This is a genomic window from Vibrio sp. 1557 (assembly GCF_033340175.1).
Classification (GTDB): domain Bacteria; phylum Pseudomonadota; class Gammaproteobacteria; order Enterobacterales; family Vibrionaceae; genus Vibrio; species Vibrio alginolyticus.
This window is the reverse complement of the sequence record NZ_JAWOVZ010000004.1, coordinates 255,145-269,567: the sequence shown is the minus strand read 5'-3', so window position 1 is coordinate 269,567 and position 14,423 is coordinate 255,145. Positions and strand designations below refer to the sequence as shown.

General features: G+C 43.6%; 14 protein-coding genes. 9 read left to right on the top strand and 5 right to left on the bottom strand.

What is annotated here, in order from left to right; genetic code table 11:
* The first annotated feature begins 93 nt into the window (after positions 1-93).
* Complete coding sequence (locus R7070_RS08405; RefSeq protein WP_256900335.1) at positions 94-1,545, top strand: DUF2867 domain-containing protein; 1,452 nt, start codon at positions 94-96, stop codon at positions 1,543-1,545.
* Positions 1,546-1,575: 30 nt separating this feature from the next.
* On the opposite strand, the gene R7070_RS08400 is transcribed toward R7070_RS08405, so the two are convergent.
* The 3 genes from R7070_RS08400 to rsuA form a co-directional block, all read right to left on the bottom strand.
* Complete coding sequence (locus R7070_RS08400) at positions 1,576-2,238, bottom strand: DUF2913 family protein (RefSeq protein ID WP_239931980.1); 663 nt, start codon at positions 2,236-2,238, stop codon at positions 1,576-1,578.
* The gene (locus R7070_RS08395) at positions 2,238-3,440 is read right to left on the bottom strand and encodes a Bcr/CflA family multidrug efflux MFS transporter (RefSeq protein WP_017820848.1); all 1,203 of its coding nucleotides are present in this window, start codon (positions 3,438-3,440) and stop codon (positions 2,238-2,240) included. Before R7070_RS08395 ends, R7070_RS08400 begins: the two co-directional genes overlap by 1 nt.
* Positions 3,441-3,877: 437 nt before the next feature.
* The gene (rsuA, locus tag R7070_RS08390; protein WP_239931979.1) at positions 3,878-4,579 is read right to left on the bottom strand and encodes a 16S rRNA pseudouridine(516) synthase RsuA; all 702 of its coding nucleotides are present in this window, start codon (positions 4,577-4,579) and stop codon (positions 3,878-3,880) included.
* Positions 4,580-4,700: 121 nt separating this feature from the next.
* Here rsuA and R7070_RS08385 point away from each other — a divergent pair, with 121 nt between their 5' ends.
* The 5 genes from R7070_RS08385 (at position 4,701) to rplY (ending at position 9,611) form a co-directional block, all read left to right on the top strand.
* Positions 4,701-6,452, top strand: a complete 1,752-nt coding sequence (locus R7070_RS08385; protein ID WP_021707635.1) for a DEAD/DEAH box helicase — start codon at positions 4,701-4,703, stop codon at positions 6,450-6,452.
* A 155-nt stretch (positions 6,453-6,607) separates the two neighbouring features.
* Positions 6,608-6,973 (top strand): PepSY domain-containing protein, encoded by a 366-nt coding sequence (locus tag R7070_RS08380; RefSeq protein WP_372008595.1) that lies wholly within the window; start codon positions 6,608-6,610, stop codon positions 6,971-6,973.
* A 76-nt stretch (positions 6,974-7,049) separates the two neighbouring features.
* On the top strand, positions 7,050-7,709 hold the full coding sequence (locus tag R7070_RS08375) for a response regulator transcription factor (protein ID WP_005378073.1): 660 nt from the start codon (positions 7,050-7,052) through the stop codon (positions 7,707-7,709).
* Complete coding sequence (locus R7070_RS08370) at positions 7,699-9,048, top strand: ATP-binding protein (protein WP_005378071.1); 1,350 nt, start codon at positions 7,699-7,701, stop codon at positions 9,046-9,048. The genes R7070_RS08375 and R7070_RS08370 overlap by 11 nt, the downstream gene beginning before the upstream one ends.
* A gap of 284 nt (positions 9,049-9,332) precedes the next feature.
* Positions 9,333-9,611 (top strand): 50S ribosomal protein L25, encoded by a 279-nt coding sequence (rplY, locus tag R7070_RS08365; protein ID WP_005378066.1) that lies wholly within the window; start codon positions 9,333-9,335, stop codon positions 9,609-9,611.
* Positions 9,612-9,758: 147 nt separating this feature from the next.
* On the opposite strand, the gene R7070_RS08360 is transcribed toward rplY, so the two are convergent.
* On the bottom strand, positions 9,759-10,274 hold the full coding sequence (locus R7070_RS08360; protein WP_033905116.1) for a GNAT family N-acetyltransferase: 516 nt from the start codon (positions 10,272-10,274) through the stop codon (positions 9,759-9,761).
* A 751-nt stretch (positions 10,275-11,025) separates the two neighbouring features.
* Between R7070_RS08360 and ushA the strand changes: the two genes are divergently transcribed.
* Both ushA and R7070_RS08350 read left to right on the top strand, forming a co-directional pair.
* Complete coding sequence (gene ushA / locus R7070_RS08355; protein ID WP_017634888.1) at positions 11,026-12,714, top strand: bifunctional UDP-sugar hydrolase/5'-nucleotidase UshA; 1,689 nt, start codon at positions 11,026-11,028, stop codon at positions 12,712-12,714.
* A 415-nt stretch (positions 12,715-13,129) separates the two neighbouring features.
* Positions 13,130-13,351: a hypothetical protein gene (locus R7070_RS08350; RefSeq protein WP_005386686.1), complete on the top strand. Its 222-nt coding sequence runs from the start codon at positions 13,130-13,132 to the stop codon at positions 13,349-13,351.
* A gap of 129 nt (positions 13,352-13,480) precedes the next feature.
* Here R7070_RS08350 and R7070_RS08345 read toward each other — a convergent pair whose 3' ends face one another.
* A complete protein-coding gene (locus tag R7070_RS08345; RefSeq protein WP_005378062.1) occupies positions 13,481-13,729 on the bottom strand; it encodes a DUF1289 domain-containing protein in 249 nt (82 codons plus the stop codon).
* 184 nt (positions 13,730-13,913) lie between these two features.
* Here R7070_RS08345 and R7070_RS08340 point away from each other — a divergent pair, with 184 nt between their 5' ends.
* Complete coding sequence (locus tag R7070_RS08340) at positions 13,914-14,360, top strand: META domain-containing protein (protein ID WP_017634889.1); 447 nt, start codon at positions 13,914-13,916, stop codon at positions 14,358-14,360.
* The last annotated feature ends 63 nt before the right edge of the window (positions 14,361-14,423 follow it).

Sequence of the window (14,423 nt, the reverse complement as noted above, 5' to 3'; positions counted from 1 at the left end):
AGCGCTCCAACGACAACTTATTGATAGAATGGGGAAAGTGTCTCATGATTATACTCTGTGGTGTTTATTCCACCAACGATAAAAGGACAGATAATGAAAAAGGTGGTGGTGCTAGGCGCCTCGGGTTACATTGGCTCTCAACTTCTTCCGTTACTTTTAGATAAAGGTTACGCCGTCACAGCAGCGGCGCGACATATTGATTATTTAGAGTCAAGAACTCAGCCTCACCCTAATTTAACGTTAAGGTATCTCGACTTGGCTGACGCAGAGACCACGAAGGCAGTAGTGAACGATTTTGATTTAGTATTTTTTCTCGTGCACGGGATGGCTCAAGGTGATGACTTTGTTGAGTACGAACTAAACCTTGCTTTGAACTTCAAATTTGCGTTGGAACAAAGCTCCGTCGAGCATGTTATCTATTTGAGCGCCATTCAACCTCAAACCGGAAACTCTCGCCATTTAGCCGCTCGTAAAGCCACGGGAAAAATAATTCGACAGTCTGGTATTCCAGTAACTGAATTGCGTGCTGGCGTTATCATCGGCCCCGGCTCTGCCGCTTTCGAAATCATGCGTGACTTTGTCTACAACTTACCTATTTTGATCGCGCCTAAATGGGTCGACTCAAAAGCGAACCCTATTGCCTTGCCCAATCTCAACCACTATTTGTTGAAGTTAGCAGAAGCCCCCTCTCCAGAAGAAAGTCAAATTTATGAAGTTGGTGGGCCAGATACACTTAGCTACCGCGAACAGTTCAAAGTCATTTGCCGAATCACGAACAAGCCGTATCGGCTGTGGTCGACCCCGCTACTTACTCCGAAAATGGCATCGTACTGGCTAGGTTTAGTTACCTCAGTGCCAACTAGTATCGGTAAAGCATTACTTGCGGGCTTAGAGCACGACTACATTGCAGACTCCAAAGCGATTGAAGAACGATTTCCTCAAACGCTGATCAGCTACGAGCAAGCGGTAACTGATACCATTCAAGATGAAGGCACATTTGTACGCAGTAATGTCTGGGGGTTTGAACCCGCAGCGCTTCGTCGATGGCAACCAGGATATGGCTATTACCCAAAACAAGCTGGAGCGAGCATTAAAACTCATGCCTCCGCTGCGGCATTATGGAAAGTGGCGCAAAAGATCGGGAGTCGCGAAAAAGGCTATTACTTTGCCAACATCTTGTGGCGTACACGTGAATGGCTCGATATCTTTTTTGGTGGCGGAAAACCGATTCGCGTTTCTCCTCCTGGACCAGAGCTTAAAGTCGGTGATTTTATTGACTCTTGGAAAGTGATTCGCTGCGATAATAATCAGTTTCTTTCACTGTTTTTTGGTATGAAAGGCCCAGGCCTTGGGCGTTTAGAAATTACCATCAAAGATCTCGGTGACGAACGAGAGCTGGATATTACCGCCTGGTGGCACCCGCAAGGGTTTCTTGGGCTGCTTTATTGGTTTGCAATGATGCCAGCCCATCTTTTCATATTTAAAGGCATGGTCAAAGCCATCGCGAAAGAAGCAAACCGTTTAGAAAACAAAAAGCCCCAATAACAGGGGCTTCTAAACACTCAAAATGTCACTTTAGTCAGCTTTGAACGAGAGTGGAATTTCGGCTAACTGGTTGCCTTCGTTTGCTGGAAAAATAAGGTACTCGCCATGGTATTTCACCATCGATTTGTAGTCTGTTACCTTATGAACCATAAAGCCCGCTTGCGCTGCTTTCTCAACAAACTCAGCATGATTGCCACGTACAAACCAACTCATTGGCTTTACGAGCAACTCGCCATCAAAACAGCTTTCGCATTGGTCTGCACATAACGCTAAAGAGTTTTGACCTTCAGTGAAGATTTGTACTTTGCCGCACCCAATCAGTTGCTCAGACGTTGAGACTTCCCAGCCTGCTTGCTCCATCAAATCAAGAAAAGACTCAATATCTGAATCTTTGAACACTTTGGAGTCTTCACCTTCAGGGAAGAATTGCGCATAAAAAGCAGAAATACGTTTAAAGATAAACAACAAACCAGCATCGTTCCCCTGTGAGCGACCTGCTTTTTGCCAACGCGTTAAGTCATCGCCTACCGTACGTCCGAAACGTTGTGATTTTAGCGCCTTTGTTACCCAACGCACTAAATAATGGTTATTCGCAACAGGGGCATTGGCTAACTTACCTGAGCGATGCTCTTGATCTAACTCTTCAAGTGCTGAGTTAACCAAGTTTTGAATTTCTTTGGTGTAATTCGACATTACGCCTTTCTTCCTAAAGTCCAATAAAACAGTGCTGAAAGCACAGAACAAGCAAACATTACGATGATCATCGGCCAAGCAACATTCCCGGGCAGTGATGCCACCAGCGCACCAACCAATGAACCGATACCGAATCTTAATGTCCCCGCTAGAGACGACGCCGTACCCGCCATTGATGGGTAACCACTTAAAAGCAGCGCCATCGCGTTACTACCTATCGTCGACAATGTACCGATAAACAGCACAACAAAAGGTACAATGCCCCATAATCCGAAGTCCATTAACCAACTTACGAATAAACCAATCCCCGCCAAAAGTTGCACGAACAACCCAAAACGAAGCATGGCATGGGAACCAACTTTCTTCACCAAGCGACCATTAATACTGGTCATGATGATCATCGCCACAATGTTCAAACCAAATAGGTAACCAAAGTGGTCTGGTCGAACACCATATAAATCAATATAAACAAACGAACCCGCCGTCAAAAATGCAAACATTCCGGAAAATGAAAACGCACCTGAGAGCATCAAACCGATCGCTTCAGGATTGGAGCATAATCTGGCGTAGTTTCTCAGCGTCGTGCGGAAACGAAGAGGCTGACGATTTTCAGGCTGTAACGTTTCAGGGATTTTCCAAAGTACGAGAAAAATCACAACTACAGCGAAAATAGCTAGTACCCAAAAAATGGAACGCCAACCAAACCAAATCGCGAGATGGCCACCGATCATCGGTGCCACCAACGGCGCAATAGTAATGACCAGAGTAACGAAGGACATTGCGCGTGCAAAGTCTTCACGGTCAAACATGTCACGCACGACGGCTTGGATAATGACCGCCGCTGCCGCGCCAGCAAAACCTTGTGCCGTACGTACATAGGTCAGCGCATCAATGCCATTTGTTGTCGCACTCACAACAGCAGCCAAGCCGAAGAAAAGTACGCCTAAAATCAACACAGGTCTGCGACCAAAGCTATCGGCAAGCGGCCCGTGAATTAACTGGCCGATCGCAAAACCCGCGGTATAAGCCGTCAACGTAATCTGAACCGCGCCAGGCGCGACCCCCAAATCTTTCGCTATTGTCGGCATCGCAGGCAAATACATATCGATCGCCAAAGGCGTCAAAGCACCAATCGCTCCTAGTACCAGAAACAATAGAAAGCTGATTTGGGATTGCGGAGCACTTTGAGCTTTTTCTGTCATTCTTTTACCTCTTGTTGGGGCCCTACCGTCAATACTTGCAGAACAAAGTGAAAATAACGGACAGTTCTCATATCGCTGAATGTAGAAGCCAAAAACCTGTTCTATCCAGCGTTCGAGAATCATAAGGGCAAATATGTACCAAGGTGTGACCTTGACGAACTCGACATAGAAAAGCATGTGAAAGCGAAATGTGTTTATGGGAAACAAACACAATGCAGTAAAAATGATGGCGTTGACACCATCATTCCATTCACCGTAGCCGAAGACTTTGCAATAAGAGTATGCATGCCTCAGCTAAATGCAAAGGCATATCACTGAGATGAGTAAGCACACCGGAATTGTCTAGGCACTAATTTTGGTAGGAAAATTTATTTTGAGCCAATTCCTACCAAAAGACTAGTTCCTATTAGGAACTAAAGAATTTCCCATGCTGACAATTAATTCCAAATAGAATCAATTTCTTCTTGCGTGAGGTAGCGATAATCACCTGGTTCTAGTGCCTCATCAAGTTCGATAGAACCAATACGCTCACGATGTAAGTACTCAACTTTATTTCCTAACGCCGCGAACATACGTTTCACTTGGTGATACTTACCTTCCACGATAGTTAACAATACTTCATTCTCGGCCTCGTTCACGATTTCCAAACGAGCGGGCAATGTTGCTTCTGATTCATTGCGCAAAATGATGCCTTGTTCGAGCTTTTCCGCGTAATCTGGCTGAATAGCATCGACGAGCCAAACACGGTACGTTTTCTCACACTTATGCTTAGGTGAGGTAATACGGTGAGACCACTTACCATCATCCGTAATCAACACTAAACCAGTTGTGTCGACATCTAATCGGCCCGCAAAGTGAAGGTTTTCAATTTTAGGCTCATCAAGCAATGCGAATGCAGTTTGGTTGTAGCCATCTTCATGTGAACAAACAAAGTCAGCAGGCTTATACAACATAATGTAACGAGGACCAGGAGCACCAATAACACGGTCTTCCCACTTCACTTCCGCACCTTCAGGTACTTTAAATGCACCACTTTTTTGAACCTCACCGTCTACGGTGATGTCTCCACTTTTGATGATCTTTGTTGCCTGTTTGCGTGTTGCACCCAGAGCGTCACACAAATATTTATCTAAACGCATGAATACCTCATTGAATTATACCCAAGTGATCTCTAAATCTTGGTTTAAAGGTCACTTGGGTATAAAAGTCAGGTATTATAGCGTTCCTCGTTCGAATAGTTGAGCAATTTCACATATTTTCATGTACACACTTCGTCCTTATCAAGCCGACTCGGTTAAAGCCGTTATTCATTACTTTCGTAAACACTCGACACCAGCAGTGATCGTGCTGCCAACCGGTGCCGGGAAAAGCTTGGTGATCGCAGAACTTGCTCGCCTTGCGAAAGGACGAGTGTTAGTCCTCGCCCACGTAAAAGAACTGGTCGAGCAAAACCACGCGAAGTATGAAGGTTATGGTTTAAAAGGTTCTATCTTCTCAGCAGGATTGGGACGAAAAGAAACTGACCAGCAAGTCGTGTTTGCTTCGGTTCAATCGGTCGTACGTAACTTAGATTCGTTCAAAAACCAGTTTTCTCTGCTCGTTATTGATGAGTGCCATCGTGTGCCCGATGACAAAAACAGCAGCTACCAAAAAGTTATTACTCACTTACGAGAACTGAACCCTGGCATTAAGGTGCTGGGACTAACTGCAACGCCCTATCGTTTAGGAATGGGCTGGATTTATCAGTATCACACCCGAGGTCAAGTGCGAACCGAAGAGCCTCGATTCTTCCGCGATTGTATTTTCGAACTGCCGATCCGTTACTTGCTCGACGAAAACTTCCTCACTCCAGCCCGCATGATGGATGCGCCCGTTTTGTCTTACGACTTCTCTCAGCTGAAGCCCGCTAACACCGGACGCTACAAAGAAGCAGAAATGGACATGGTGATCGATAAAGCCAAACGTGCGACTCCACAAATTGTTGAGCAAATCATGCAATATGCGAAAGAGCGTCAAGGTGTCATGATCTTCGCTGCAACTGTTCGACACGCACAGGAGATACACAGTTTATTGCCAGAAGGCGAAACTGAAATCGTCATTGGTGATACACCTACGCCGGAGCGCGATGCGATCATCCAAGCGTTCAAGAATCGTCAAATAAAATACTTAGTCAATGTTTCGGTACTGACAACCGGGTTTGATGCGCCGCATGTCGATTTAATCGCGATTTTGCGACCAACAGAGTCAGTCAGTCTGTACCAGCAGATAGTAGGACGAGGATTACGCTTATCAGACGGAAAATCAGAATGTTTAGTGCTTGATTACGCAGGCAACAGCTACGATTTATACCAACCTGAAGTCGGTGATCCAAAACCAGACTCTGACAGTGAAATTATCACGATTCCTTGCCCGGCTTGCGGATTCAATAACAACTTCTGGGGTAAGTTGGATAGTAACGGTTTCTTGGTTGAACACTTTGGCAGACGTTGCCAAGGTTACTTTGAAGATGAAGACACAGGCGAACGTGAACACTGTGGCTACCGTTTTCGTGCCAAATACTGTGGTGAATGTGGTGCGGACAACGATATCGCTGCACGAATTTGTCATGAGTGTGACGCGACGCTCGTTGACCCAGATAAAAAGCTAAAAGAAGCCCTTAATCTCAAAGATGCATTAATCTTTGAATGCACAGAAATGGACCTATCTGTATTTAAGTCCAGTGATGGTAAATCTCAGCTAAAAGTGACGTATTCTGGTGAACCATACCAAGGCGAAGGCAATGCGTTAGTTCATGAGTTTTGGTCATTGAGTACCAAAAAACAAAAACAAACGTTTAAAGATCAGTTCGTACGCCCCCACTTAGCAGACAAGCATCGCCCTTTTGAAGAGGCTTCACCGACACGCGTTGTAGCTAATCAACATCGTTTCCGTTTGCCTCAGTTTGTTATTGCTAGAAAATCTGGTCGCTTTTGGAAGCTGCGAGATAAAATTTTTGAAGATGAGTTGAAATAACATCGACAACACATGGCAAAACTTAATTAGCTGATTCACTCTCTGTTCATCTATATCCGATATACTGCGGCTAACGCTCCAGAAAAGGTTTGACTATGTATAAAGCAACGACTTCTCTACATTCTGCGTTACTTTTCGGCCTTATCACGACATTCATGTGTGCACCAAGTTTTGCCAAGCATGGCAACGAGTACACATCACAAAATGGCCACGCCATCGTGCAAGATGTCGAAAAGCCAGGAACACGCATCGAATTCGATGAAGATCAAGATGAGGTCTATCGCGCGGTTCAACAAGGATATATACGACCATTTTCGGAACTTTACGCCGCAGTAGAAAACGACCTATACGGCCGCATCATCAAGGTCGAGCTTGAAGAAGATGATGATGCTTGGGTGTATGAATTGAAAATTCTGTACAACAATAGCGTCCTGAAAGTTGAGTACGACGCCGCCACGCTGGAAATGCTTGAGATCAAAGGTCGCAGCTTTAACAAAGCGTTAAAGCCGCAAAACAACTAAACTTGTCTAATGCGTAATCCAGACGCGATGCGTAGCTTACTTCGATAAAAATCCAAACATAATAAGAATCATCAATATGAAAATACTTGTTGTTGAAGATGATCCTCGTTTAGGCGAGCAAATCATCGAAACATTAGAAAGTACCGGCTGGGTACCAGAATTGTCCCAAGATGGCATAGACGCTCTGTATCGCGCGACTTCGGAAGAATGGGACGCCATTGTTCTCGACCTCGGCTTGCCAAAACTGGATGGTCTTACCGTCCTAAAAGGCATCAGAGATGAAAACATTAATACTCCTGTCGTGATTCTAAGCGCTCGCGACACCCTAACGCAGCGAGTTGAAGGCTTAAACGCAGGTGCAGACGATTACCTAACTAAACCATTTGAAATGGTTGAGCTTATCGCTCGTATTCGTGCACAGCTGCGAAGAGCCTCTGGTAATGCCTCTCCTGTGATGCAAATTGGCGACTTGAGCTTGGATACACGCACTTCTAAAGTCATGTGGCAAGGGCAAGCGGTAAGCTTGACGGCGCTAGAGTATAAAGTGGTCGCTTACTTTATGCATAACCCGGAAAAAGTGATTTCTCGAACCGAACTCGTCGAGCACATTTACAAACAAGACTTTGATCGTGACTCCAACACAATCGAAGTTTTTATCGGCCGAATTCGCAAAAAAATCGCACCAAAGATCATCAAAACTGTCCGAGGGTTGGGATACCAATTAAATGCCGAATAGAAACAGGCTACCGTTGAACGCAATAAAACGACTGAGTATCAAAAGTCGCCTCGTTTTAGCGGCGATCGTTTGGTTAACGGCAATGATCCTCGCCGCTGGTGTGACGATACCGACGCAGGTCTACAACTATATGGTTGATGACACTCGCTCACAGCTCAGCATTTTTATGGATGAAGTCGCAGCACAGTTAGAAGTCGATAACACCGGGCATCTTTCACTCGCAGCTCAGCTATCAGACCCTCGATTTAACCGACCTTACAGTGGTTTGTATTGGAGTGCCTCTACAGAGGCAAGCCTCGAACGTTCTCGTTCGTTGTGGGACAAAAAAATCGAATACAAAGGTTTGGATAAAGATGCGTATGGAGCAAGAGGCGAAAAACTAATTACGCTAGAAAAAGCACTGTATCTTCCTGATTACGATGGTCCTATTCACATTATTATTGGTATTGACGAAGAGCCCATTAAAAATACCCTTCAGACGTTAATCGGCCAACTTTGGCTTATTTTGGGTTTATTATTCGCGGGCGTGCTTACCGTCATTTTACTGCAAATTGCTTGGTCATTGAGTCCGCTTACAAAGCTACAAAAAGAATTAGCCGAGCTGAAGTCTGGTAACAAAAAGAGTCTAGAAGAAACCTACCCAAAAGAGATTTCTCCTCTAATCTTCGACCTCAACGCTCTGCTGTTCCATTACCAAGAATTACTAGAGAGAGCTCGCAATCATGCAGGTAACCTATCTCATGCACTTAAAACGCCACTTTCTGTTCTAAAAAATGAAGTTCAGACGTTAGAACCTGAGGCACAATCCCGTCTCCGAGCTCCAATCAATCAAATACAAGACCATATCGATTACCATTTGGGTCGTGCCCGTATGGCCGGATCGATGAACATATTATCAGTGAAGTCGAACCCAGCAGATCGTGTGGATGCTATCTCAATGGCGTTTGATAAAGTGTATGCGAGCCGAAGCATTACCTTAATTAATGAACTTGATTCAGAGCTGAATGTAGCAGTAGAGCAGACCGATCTCGATGAAATGCTAGGTAACTTGCTAGAAAATGGCTATAAGTGGGCCAACAGCATGATTCGTGTGCACTCCTCTCAGGATAAGGAAAATATACACATCATTATTGAAGATGATGGGCCAGGCATCCCTAAAGAGAAACTGAGTCAAGTAATCAAGAGAGGAGTTAGATTGGATGAAACAACCCCTGGCTCAGGTCTTGGTCTAAACATAGTCAGTGAAATGGCACACAGTTACCGAGGTCAATTAACATTGGATACAAGCGCTTTAGGTGGATTAAAAGCATCTTTAGTCTTACATCTCAGCCGAACATAAAGCATATAACACATAAACTTTGTTTTTCGGACCATGATCAGTAAACCGATGAAAATGAAGTCGATGTGAACAAAATCCAAGCAAAGCGTTAAAAGGGATAGCCTTCCACCCCGCTAAATCATACCTTTTTGTTGATTTGGATACGATTTGGGTTGCCCATTTATAAGTGGAATGATAGTATCCGCGCTCGCTTGAACAGTTCCTGTTTCAAGCTTTACCACGAACAACAAGGTCGCATTGTTGATTGTGAACATTTGATTTTTACTAATTTGAGAGTAAATACTATGAAATTCGAAGCAGTAGTACGTACTGAACTAGGTAAAGGTGCGAGCCGCCGCCTACGTCACGCTGGCAAATTCCCTGCAGTTGTATACGGCGGTGAAGAAGCAGCAGTAGCTATCGTTCTTAACCACGACGACATCGTAAACCAAATGGACAAGCCTGAATTCTACGAAGGCATCGTTCTAGTTATCGATGGCAAAGAAGTTAAAGTTAAGCCACAAGACGTTCAACGTCACGCGTTCAAGCCAAAAGTTGAACACATGGACTTCATCCGTATCTAATTCCCTACCAAGGAATTAATCGGATTAAATCCAAACCTTTTGCATAAAAGATAATCGGACTTACCAACCGAGACATCTACAAAATTTCAAAACCCCGGAGTCTTACCACCTCCGGGGTTTTACTATATTTGGCATATAGCATTTGATTTATGAACGGGCAATATACTTCACTAAAGTGAGATCGGTCAGCGTCATACTCTCAATCACTTCCGACTCTTCCTCTCCAGTACGCACAAAACCACACTTCTTGTAAAAGTTAAGCCCCTGTTGATTAGTATCCAGTGCTTTCAAACTGATCTGCATAACTGACGTAGAGAGCAAACGTGTCTCTAACTCATCTAACAGTGCACTTCCTGCTCCTTGCCCATAATGTAGCGGCGTAACGTAGCAACATGTCACTAATGCCGTTTTATCTTCGCTGGTGTGGTTAGGTAACTCGTAACTTAAAAAGCCAACAATTTCTCCTTGCCTCTCAACTACGATCAATTGGGCCAGTTGCTCCGTCATCACTCGCGCCCACATCCTTTCTCGACGCTCAATCGTAAACTGCTCTATGTAGCTCTTTGGCATTAATCCTTTATACGCCACCTGCCAAGAATCAACGTGTATCTTGGCGATTTGGGCTACCTCCTTTTTGAGTGCGTCCCTTACTGTGTATCTCATAAGCATCCTTTATTAGCGTTAACCATTTACAAATTCTTTTAACCCTACCCTTTAAACCAAAGCTCAAAGATTACAGCTACAGTCGCAACGCTTTACATTAATCCATTTCATTTTCATTAATTAAATGATAGTTCACATCATAATATTCGAAGAAGAACGATCCATTATTTACTTTTCATTTTGACTCATTAGGTTGAATCTATTTGTTTAAACACTCAAGTGTCAAATGCGGAATAAGCACGATAAGGTATCGGATGAGGATAAATAAACGATGCCTAAAGCATAAGGTTTCTAAACGATCGCAATTATAGTAAAGAGATAAATACAATTTTTGATAGAGTTAGGCAGAATAAAGCCATGATCAAATGAGTTTAAGTTCTGTGCTGTTCATTATGCATACAAACCGAACCCCTCATCATTAGAGCGAAAATTTATAACGATTTGTGTCATACCTATTAGGGAAAACATAAACTTGGCAAAATTATCACCAAAATCAGCGTAATACTTCGCAAAAATGCGCATTGATTCACATAAACAACACACATTCAATTAACTACCTCACAAAAAATAGAGCTAGCTATATAAAATAAATACTAAATACCAATTCTGTTTATTTATAGACGTAGTTTGCAGGCTTATTAATTCATTGCTCCGATAGAAGTATAAATAAGAGATAGATCACTAAAGTTTCACATTAATTCCGTATATTTCACGCCGTAACAATAACAAAATCACAAAGAAAGGATCCCTTATGAAGTTTTCCAAATCTCTTTTGGTAGTGGCAGTGGGCGCTGCGCTAGCAGGATGCGGCTCAGACAGCGACAATTCTCCAGTAACCTGCGAGACTGCAGATTCTTGTACTAAGTTCACCGTTCTCCACACTAACGATAACCATGGTCGCTTTTGGCATAACAGCGACGGCGAATACGGCATGGCTGCGCGTCACACTTTAATCGAATCTATCCGCGCAGAAGTCGAAGCAAAAGGCGGTGAAACCATTCTTCTATCTGGCGGTGATATTAATACCGGTGTACCAGAATCAGACATGCAAGATGCGGTTCCAGACTTCGTAGGGATGAACCTACTTGGTTACGATGCAATGGCTGTCGGTAACCACGAATTTGATAACTCACTAGATATTCTCGATATGCAAGCCGAGCTAGCTGACTTCCCTATGCTGGCTGCGAATATCTATAAAAAAGATACAAACGAGCGTTACTTCGACCCTTACAAAGTATTTACTATCAACGGCCTTAAGATCGCTGTTATTGGTCTAACAACGCAAGACACTGCGAAGCTAGTCAATCCAGACAACGTATCAAACATCCACTTCGAAGACCCTCAAGTAGAAATCAAAAAGGTACTGAAGGAAATCGAAGAGAACGAAAAGGTAGACCTAGTATTTGCAACGACGCACATGGGTCACTACGAAGATGGTAAAAACGGTAGTGAAGCACCAGGTGACGTTAAACTCGCTCGCTCTCTTGAAGAAGGACAGCTAAACGCTATCATCGGTGGTCACTCGCAAAACCCTGTATGTATGGAACCAGGTACCAATGAGTATGCTGATTTCAAACCTGGGGATGATTGTGCCCCAGACCAACAAAAAGGTACTTGGATTATGCAAGCGCATGAGTGGGGTAAATATGTGGGTCGTGCAGACTTCGAATACTACGACGGCAAGCTTCACTTAGCAAACTACGCACTGATTCCTGTAAACCTTCTAGACGAAAACGATGAAGTTATCGGTGAACGAATTCAACAAGATGCAACAGTAAAAGCGTTACTACTGCCATACCAACAACAAGGTCAAGAGTTATTAGATGAGAAGATTTCTAATACGACGGGTAAGTTAGAAGGTGATCGTAACGTAGTTCGCTCTCAACAAACTAACCTAGGTCACCTACTCGGCGAGGCATACCGTACTTACAAAACGGTAAATGCTGACTTTGGTGTGATGAACTCTGGCGGCGTGCGTGATTCAATCCAAGATGGTGATATCACTTACCGTGACGTACTAACGGTTCAGCCATTTGGTAACTTCGTGACTAAAGCAACTATGACAGGTAAAGAAGTTAAAGAATACCTAGACGTGGTTGCGACGAAATCTGCAGGGTCTGGTGCTTACGCTCAACTAGATAACATCACTTTAGATGTAAATTGTGATGCTGGCTCAGTAACCATTACCGATATTAACAATAAAGGCTTCGATCTAGACGCAACGTACACATTCTCTGTAATCAGCTTCAGTGCTGCTGGTGGCGATAACTATCCAATTATCGATGTTCAATCTACACAGCTAACCGATGCATACGTTTTGCGCGAGTTCTTCGTAAACAACCCACAAATCTCTGCGGATAACTACAACAAGAACTTAGAGAACATCAAGTACTTCAGTAATGGCCAACCAGTAAAAGGCTGTCCTGCATCTGGTAGCTAATACTCAACACCTTACCCCTGGCACTAAGAGCTTTTACAAGCAATTTCGTCAGGGCTTTCCTCAAAACCGAAGCTTTGTGCTTCGGTTTTTTATTTTCGATAAATTACTGAAAACTCTCCACCTTCACAATATGTTCAAAAATTGTTCATTTGTGTTATTGACGCCCCTGTGTTGGGCTTCTATGTTTGATAAGGTCTTTTAAATATGCAGGTTCATCGGCTAAATTTCGCGAAACATTTTTAATCGCATAGTCAATGATTCTGAGAAAGATGTGAATGGCGTTACAAACACTGCTCTCAAACAATTTGTCTTTGGACTTCAAACGATGGTGATGTGCCTCCACGCGCACACTAATGAGCAGCGATCTGGACGTCAATGTGTTCAAACTGCTGCCATCGAGTTCTGGAGGTCAAAAATGAAACGAGCCAGCAATAGCTACAGACTCCAAATGATCAAAGAAGTAGTTACCCGTAGAGAGCGTGAAGCTTGTACGGATCCTATGGCGAGATATATTCATCAACTGATGGATGAACGCCCAACAAGTAAATTAGATGTTGAATTCAATCATCGATTTTCAGGAAATCACTTCGACGAACAAGCGGGAGGCTGGGTTAGCGACCGTTGGTCGATGAAATAACGCCAATTACCGCTCTATAGGGAAAATGGATAGGAGATTCCCGGTTCTTAAAGGACACCTTGCCGGACCGGGAATATGTAAAAGCCTAATCAGAACCGAAAGCGTAAACCCATTGATTGAACAAGAGTTCTAGAATAAGTCTTGTTGAGGCGATGACTCATCTTGAAGCTGTTCTGGCTTCGTCTTCCCCGCCAACATCTTTCTTCTGTACCTTTGACGACACAACTTAATAACGTGCAACTGCTGAGCGGGGGTTAAGTTAAGCCAATTAAACCTTTCCTCTCTCTTTCTCATACACCCCTTGCAATACCCTTTTTCATCGGAGGTACATACTCCAACACAAGGGCTTGGGACAGTAAAAAACTCCAGTTGCTCCATACTAAAACCGCTCTTTCCATATTAGGGCGTATTGGCCTAGTTTAAATAATGAGAAGATTAGTCAGCAACAAAACTTGCTATATACTTCGTTATGTCAAAAACATACGAAACCATAACCTTATGCTGACAAAAACAGTGTTTTATTACTTATACTTACCGCGTTTATAAAAACGGAGTCTATAAAATGAAGCTTAGCCTAAAAACGTTAGTTACAGCAATCTCTCTCCCTGTTCTTATGACTGCTTGTGCTAGCAACGGTGATAATGTGAAAGAAATAACGGCTCAAGATTTGCAGCACCACAACTGGGAACTTGTTCAAGTTGATGGCAAAAATATCGTTCTAGACGAACACCAAAAAGCGGCTCGCCTAGAAATCGGTGAAAATCTAACCGCAAACGGCAACGCAGGTTGTAACAACTTCTTCGGTCAAGCCGAGCTGAAAAACAACCAACTACGCATCGAAAAAATGGGCATGACCATGAAGATGTGTATGGAAGATCAAATGAAGATCGAAAACGCAATGACACAAACACTATCTAACTGGAGCGATATCACGCTAACTACAGATGGTCTTGTTCTGAAAAGTGCCGATCACGAATTGACGTTTACACTACGTGACTGGGTAAACTAATCCCAACTAAGTAAACCAGATAGTATCTTAAAGCAGCCGAACGGCTGCTTTTTTTATATCGAT

Bases quoted from the DNA above. Each gene is read 5' to 3' on its own strand.
- R7070_RS08405 (WP_256900335.1), top strand. From the start codon at position 94: ATGAAAAAGGTGGTGGTGCTAGGCGCCTCGGGTTACATTGGCTCTCAA.
- R7070_RS08400 (WP_239931980.1), bottom strand. From the start codon at position 2,238: ATGTCGAATTACACCAAAGAAATTCAAAACTTGGTTAACTCAGCACTT.
- R7070_RS08395 (WP_017820848.1), bottom strand. From the start codon at position 3,440: ATGACAGAAAAAGCTCAAAGTGCTCCGCAATCCCAAATCAGCTTTCTA.
- rsuA (WP_239931979.1), bottom strand. From the start codon at position 4,579: ATGCGTTTAGATAAATATTTGTGTGACGCTCTGGGTGCAACACGCAAA.
- R7070_RS08385 (WP_021707635.1), top strand. From the start codon at position 4,701: ATGTACACACTTCGTCCTTATCAAGCCGACTCGGTTAAAGCCGTTATT.
- R7070_RS08380 (WP_372008595.1), top strand. From the start codon at position 6,608: ATGTGTGCACCAAGTTTTGCCAAGCATGGCAACGAGTACACATCACAA.
- R7070_RS08375 (WP_005378073.1), top strand. From the start codon at position 7,050: ATGAAAATACTTGTTGTTGAAGATGATCCTCGTTTAGGCGAGCAAATC.
- R7070_RS08370 (WP_005378071.1), top strand. From the start codon at position 7,699: ATGCCGAATAGAAACAGGCTACCGTTGAACGCAATAAAACGACTGAGT.
- rplY (WP_005378066.1), top strand. From the start codon at position 9,333: ATGAAATTCGAAGCAGTAGTACGTACTGAACTAGGTAAAGGTGCGAGC.
- R7070_RS08360 (WP_033905116.1), bottom strand. From the start codon at position 10,274: ATGAGATACACAGTAAGGGACGCACTCAAAAAGGAGGTAGCCCAAATC.
- ushA (WP_017634888.1), top strand. From the start codon at position 11,026: ATGAAGTTTTCCAAATCTCTTTTGGTAGTGGCAGTGGGCGCTGCGCTA.
- R7070_RS08350 (WP_005386686.1), top strand. From the start codon at position 13,130: ATGAAACGAGCCAGCAATAGCTACAGACTCCAAATGATCAAAGAAGTA.
- R7070_RS08345 (WP_005378062.1), bottom strand. From the start codon at position 13,729: ATGGAGCAACTGGAGTTTTTTACTGTCCCAAGCCCTTGTGTTGGAGTA.
- R7070_RS08340 (WP_017634889.1), top strand. From the start codon at position 13,914: ATGAAGCTTAGCCTAAAAACGTTAGTTACAGCAATCTCTCTCCCTGTT.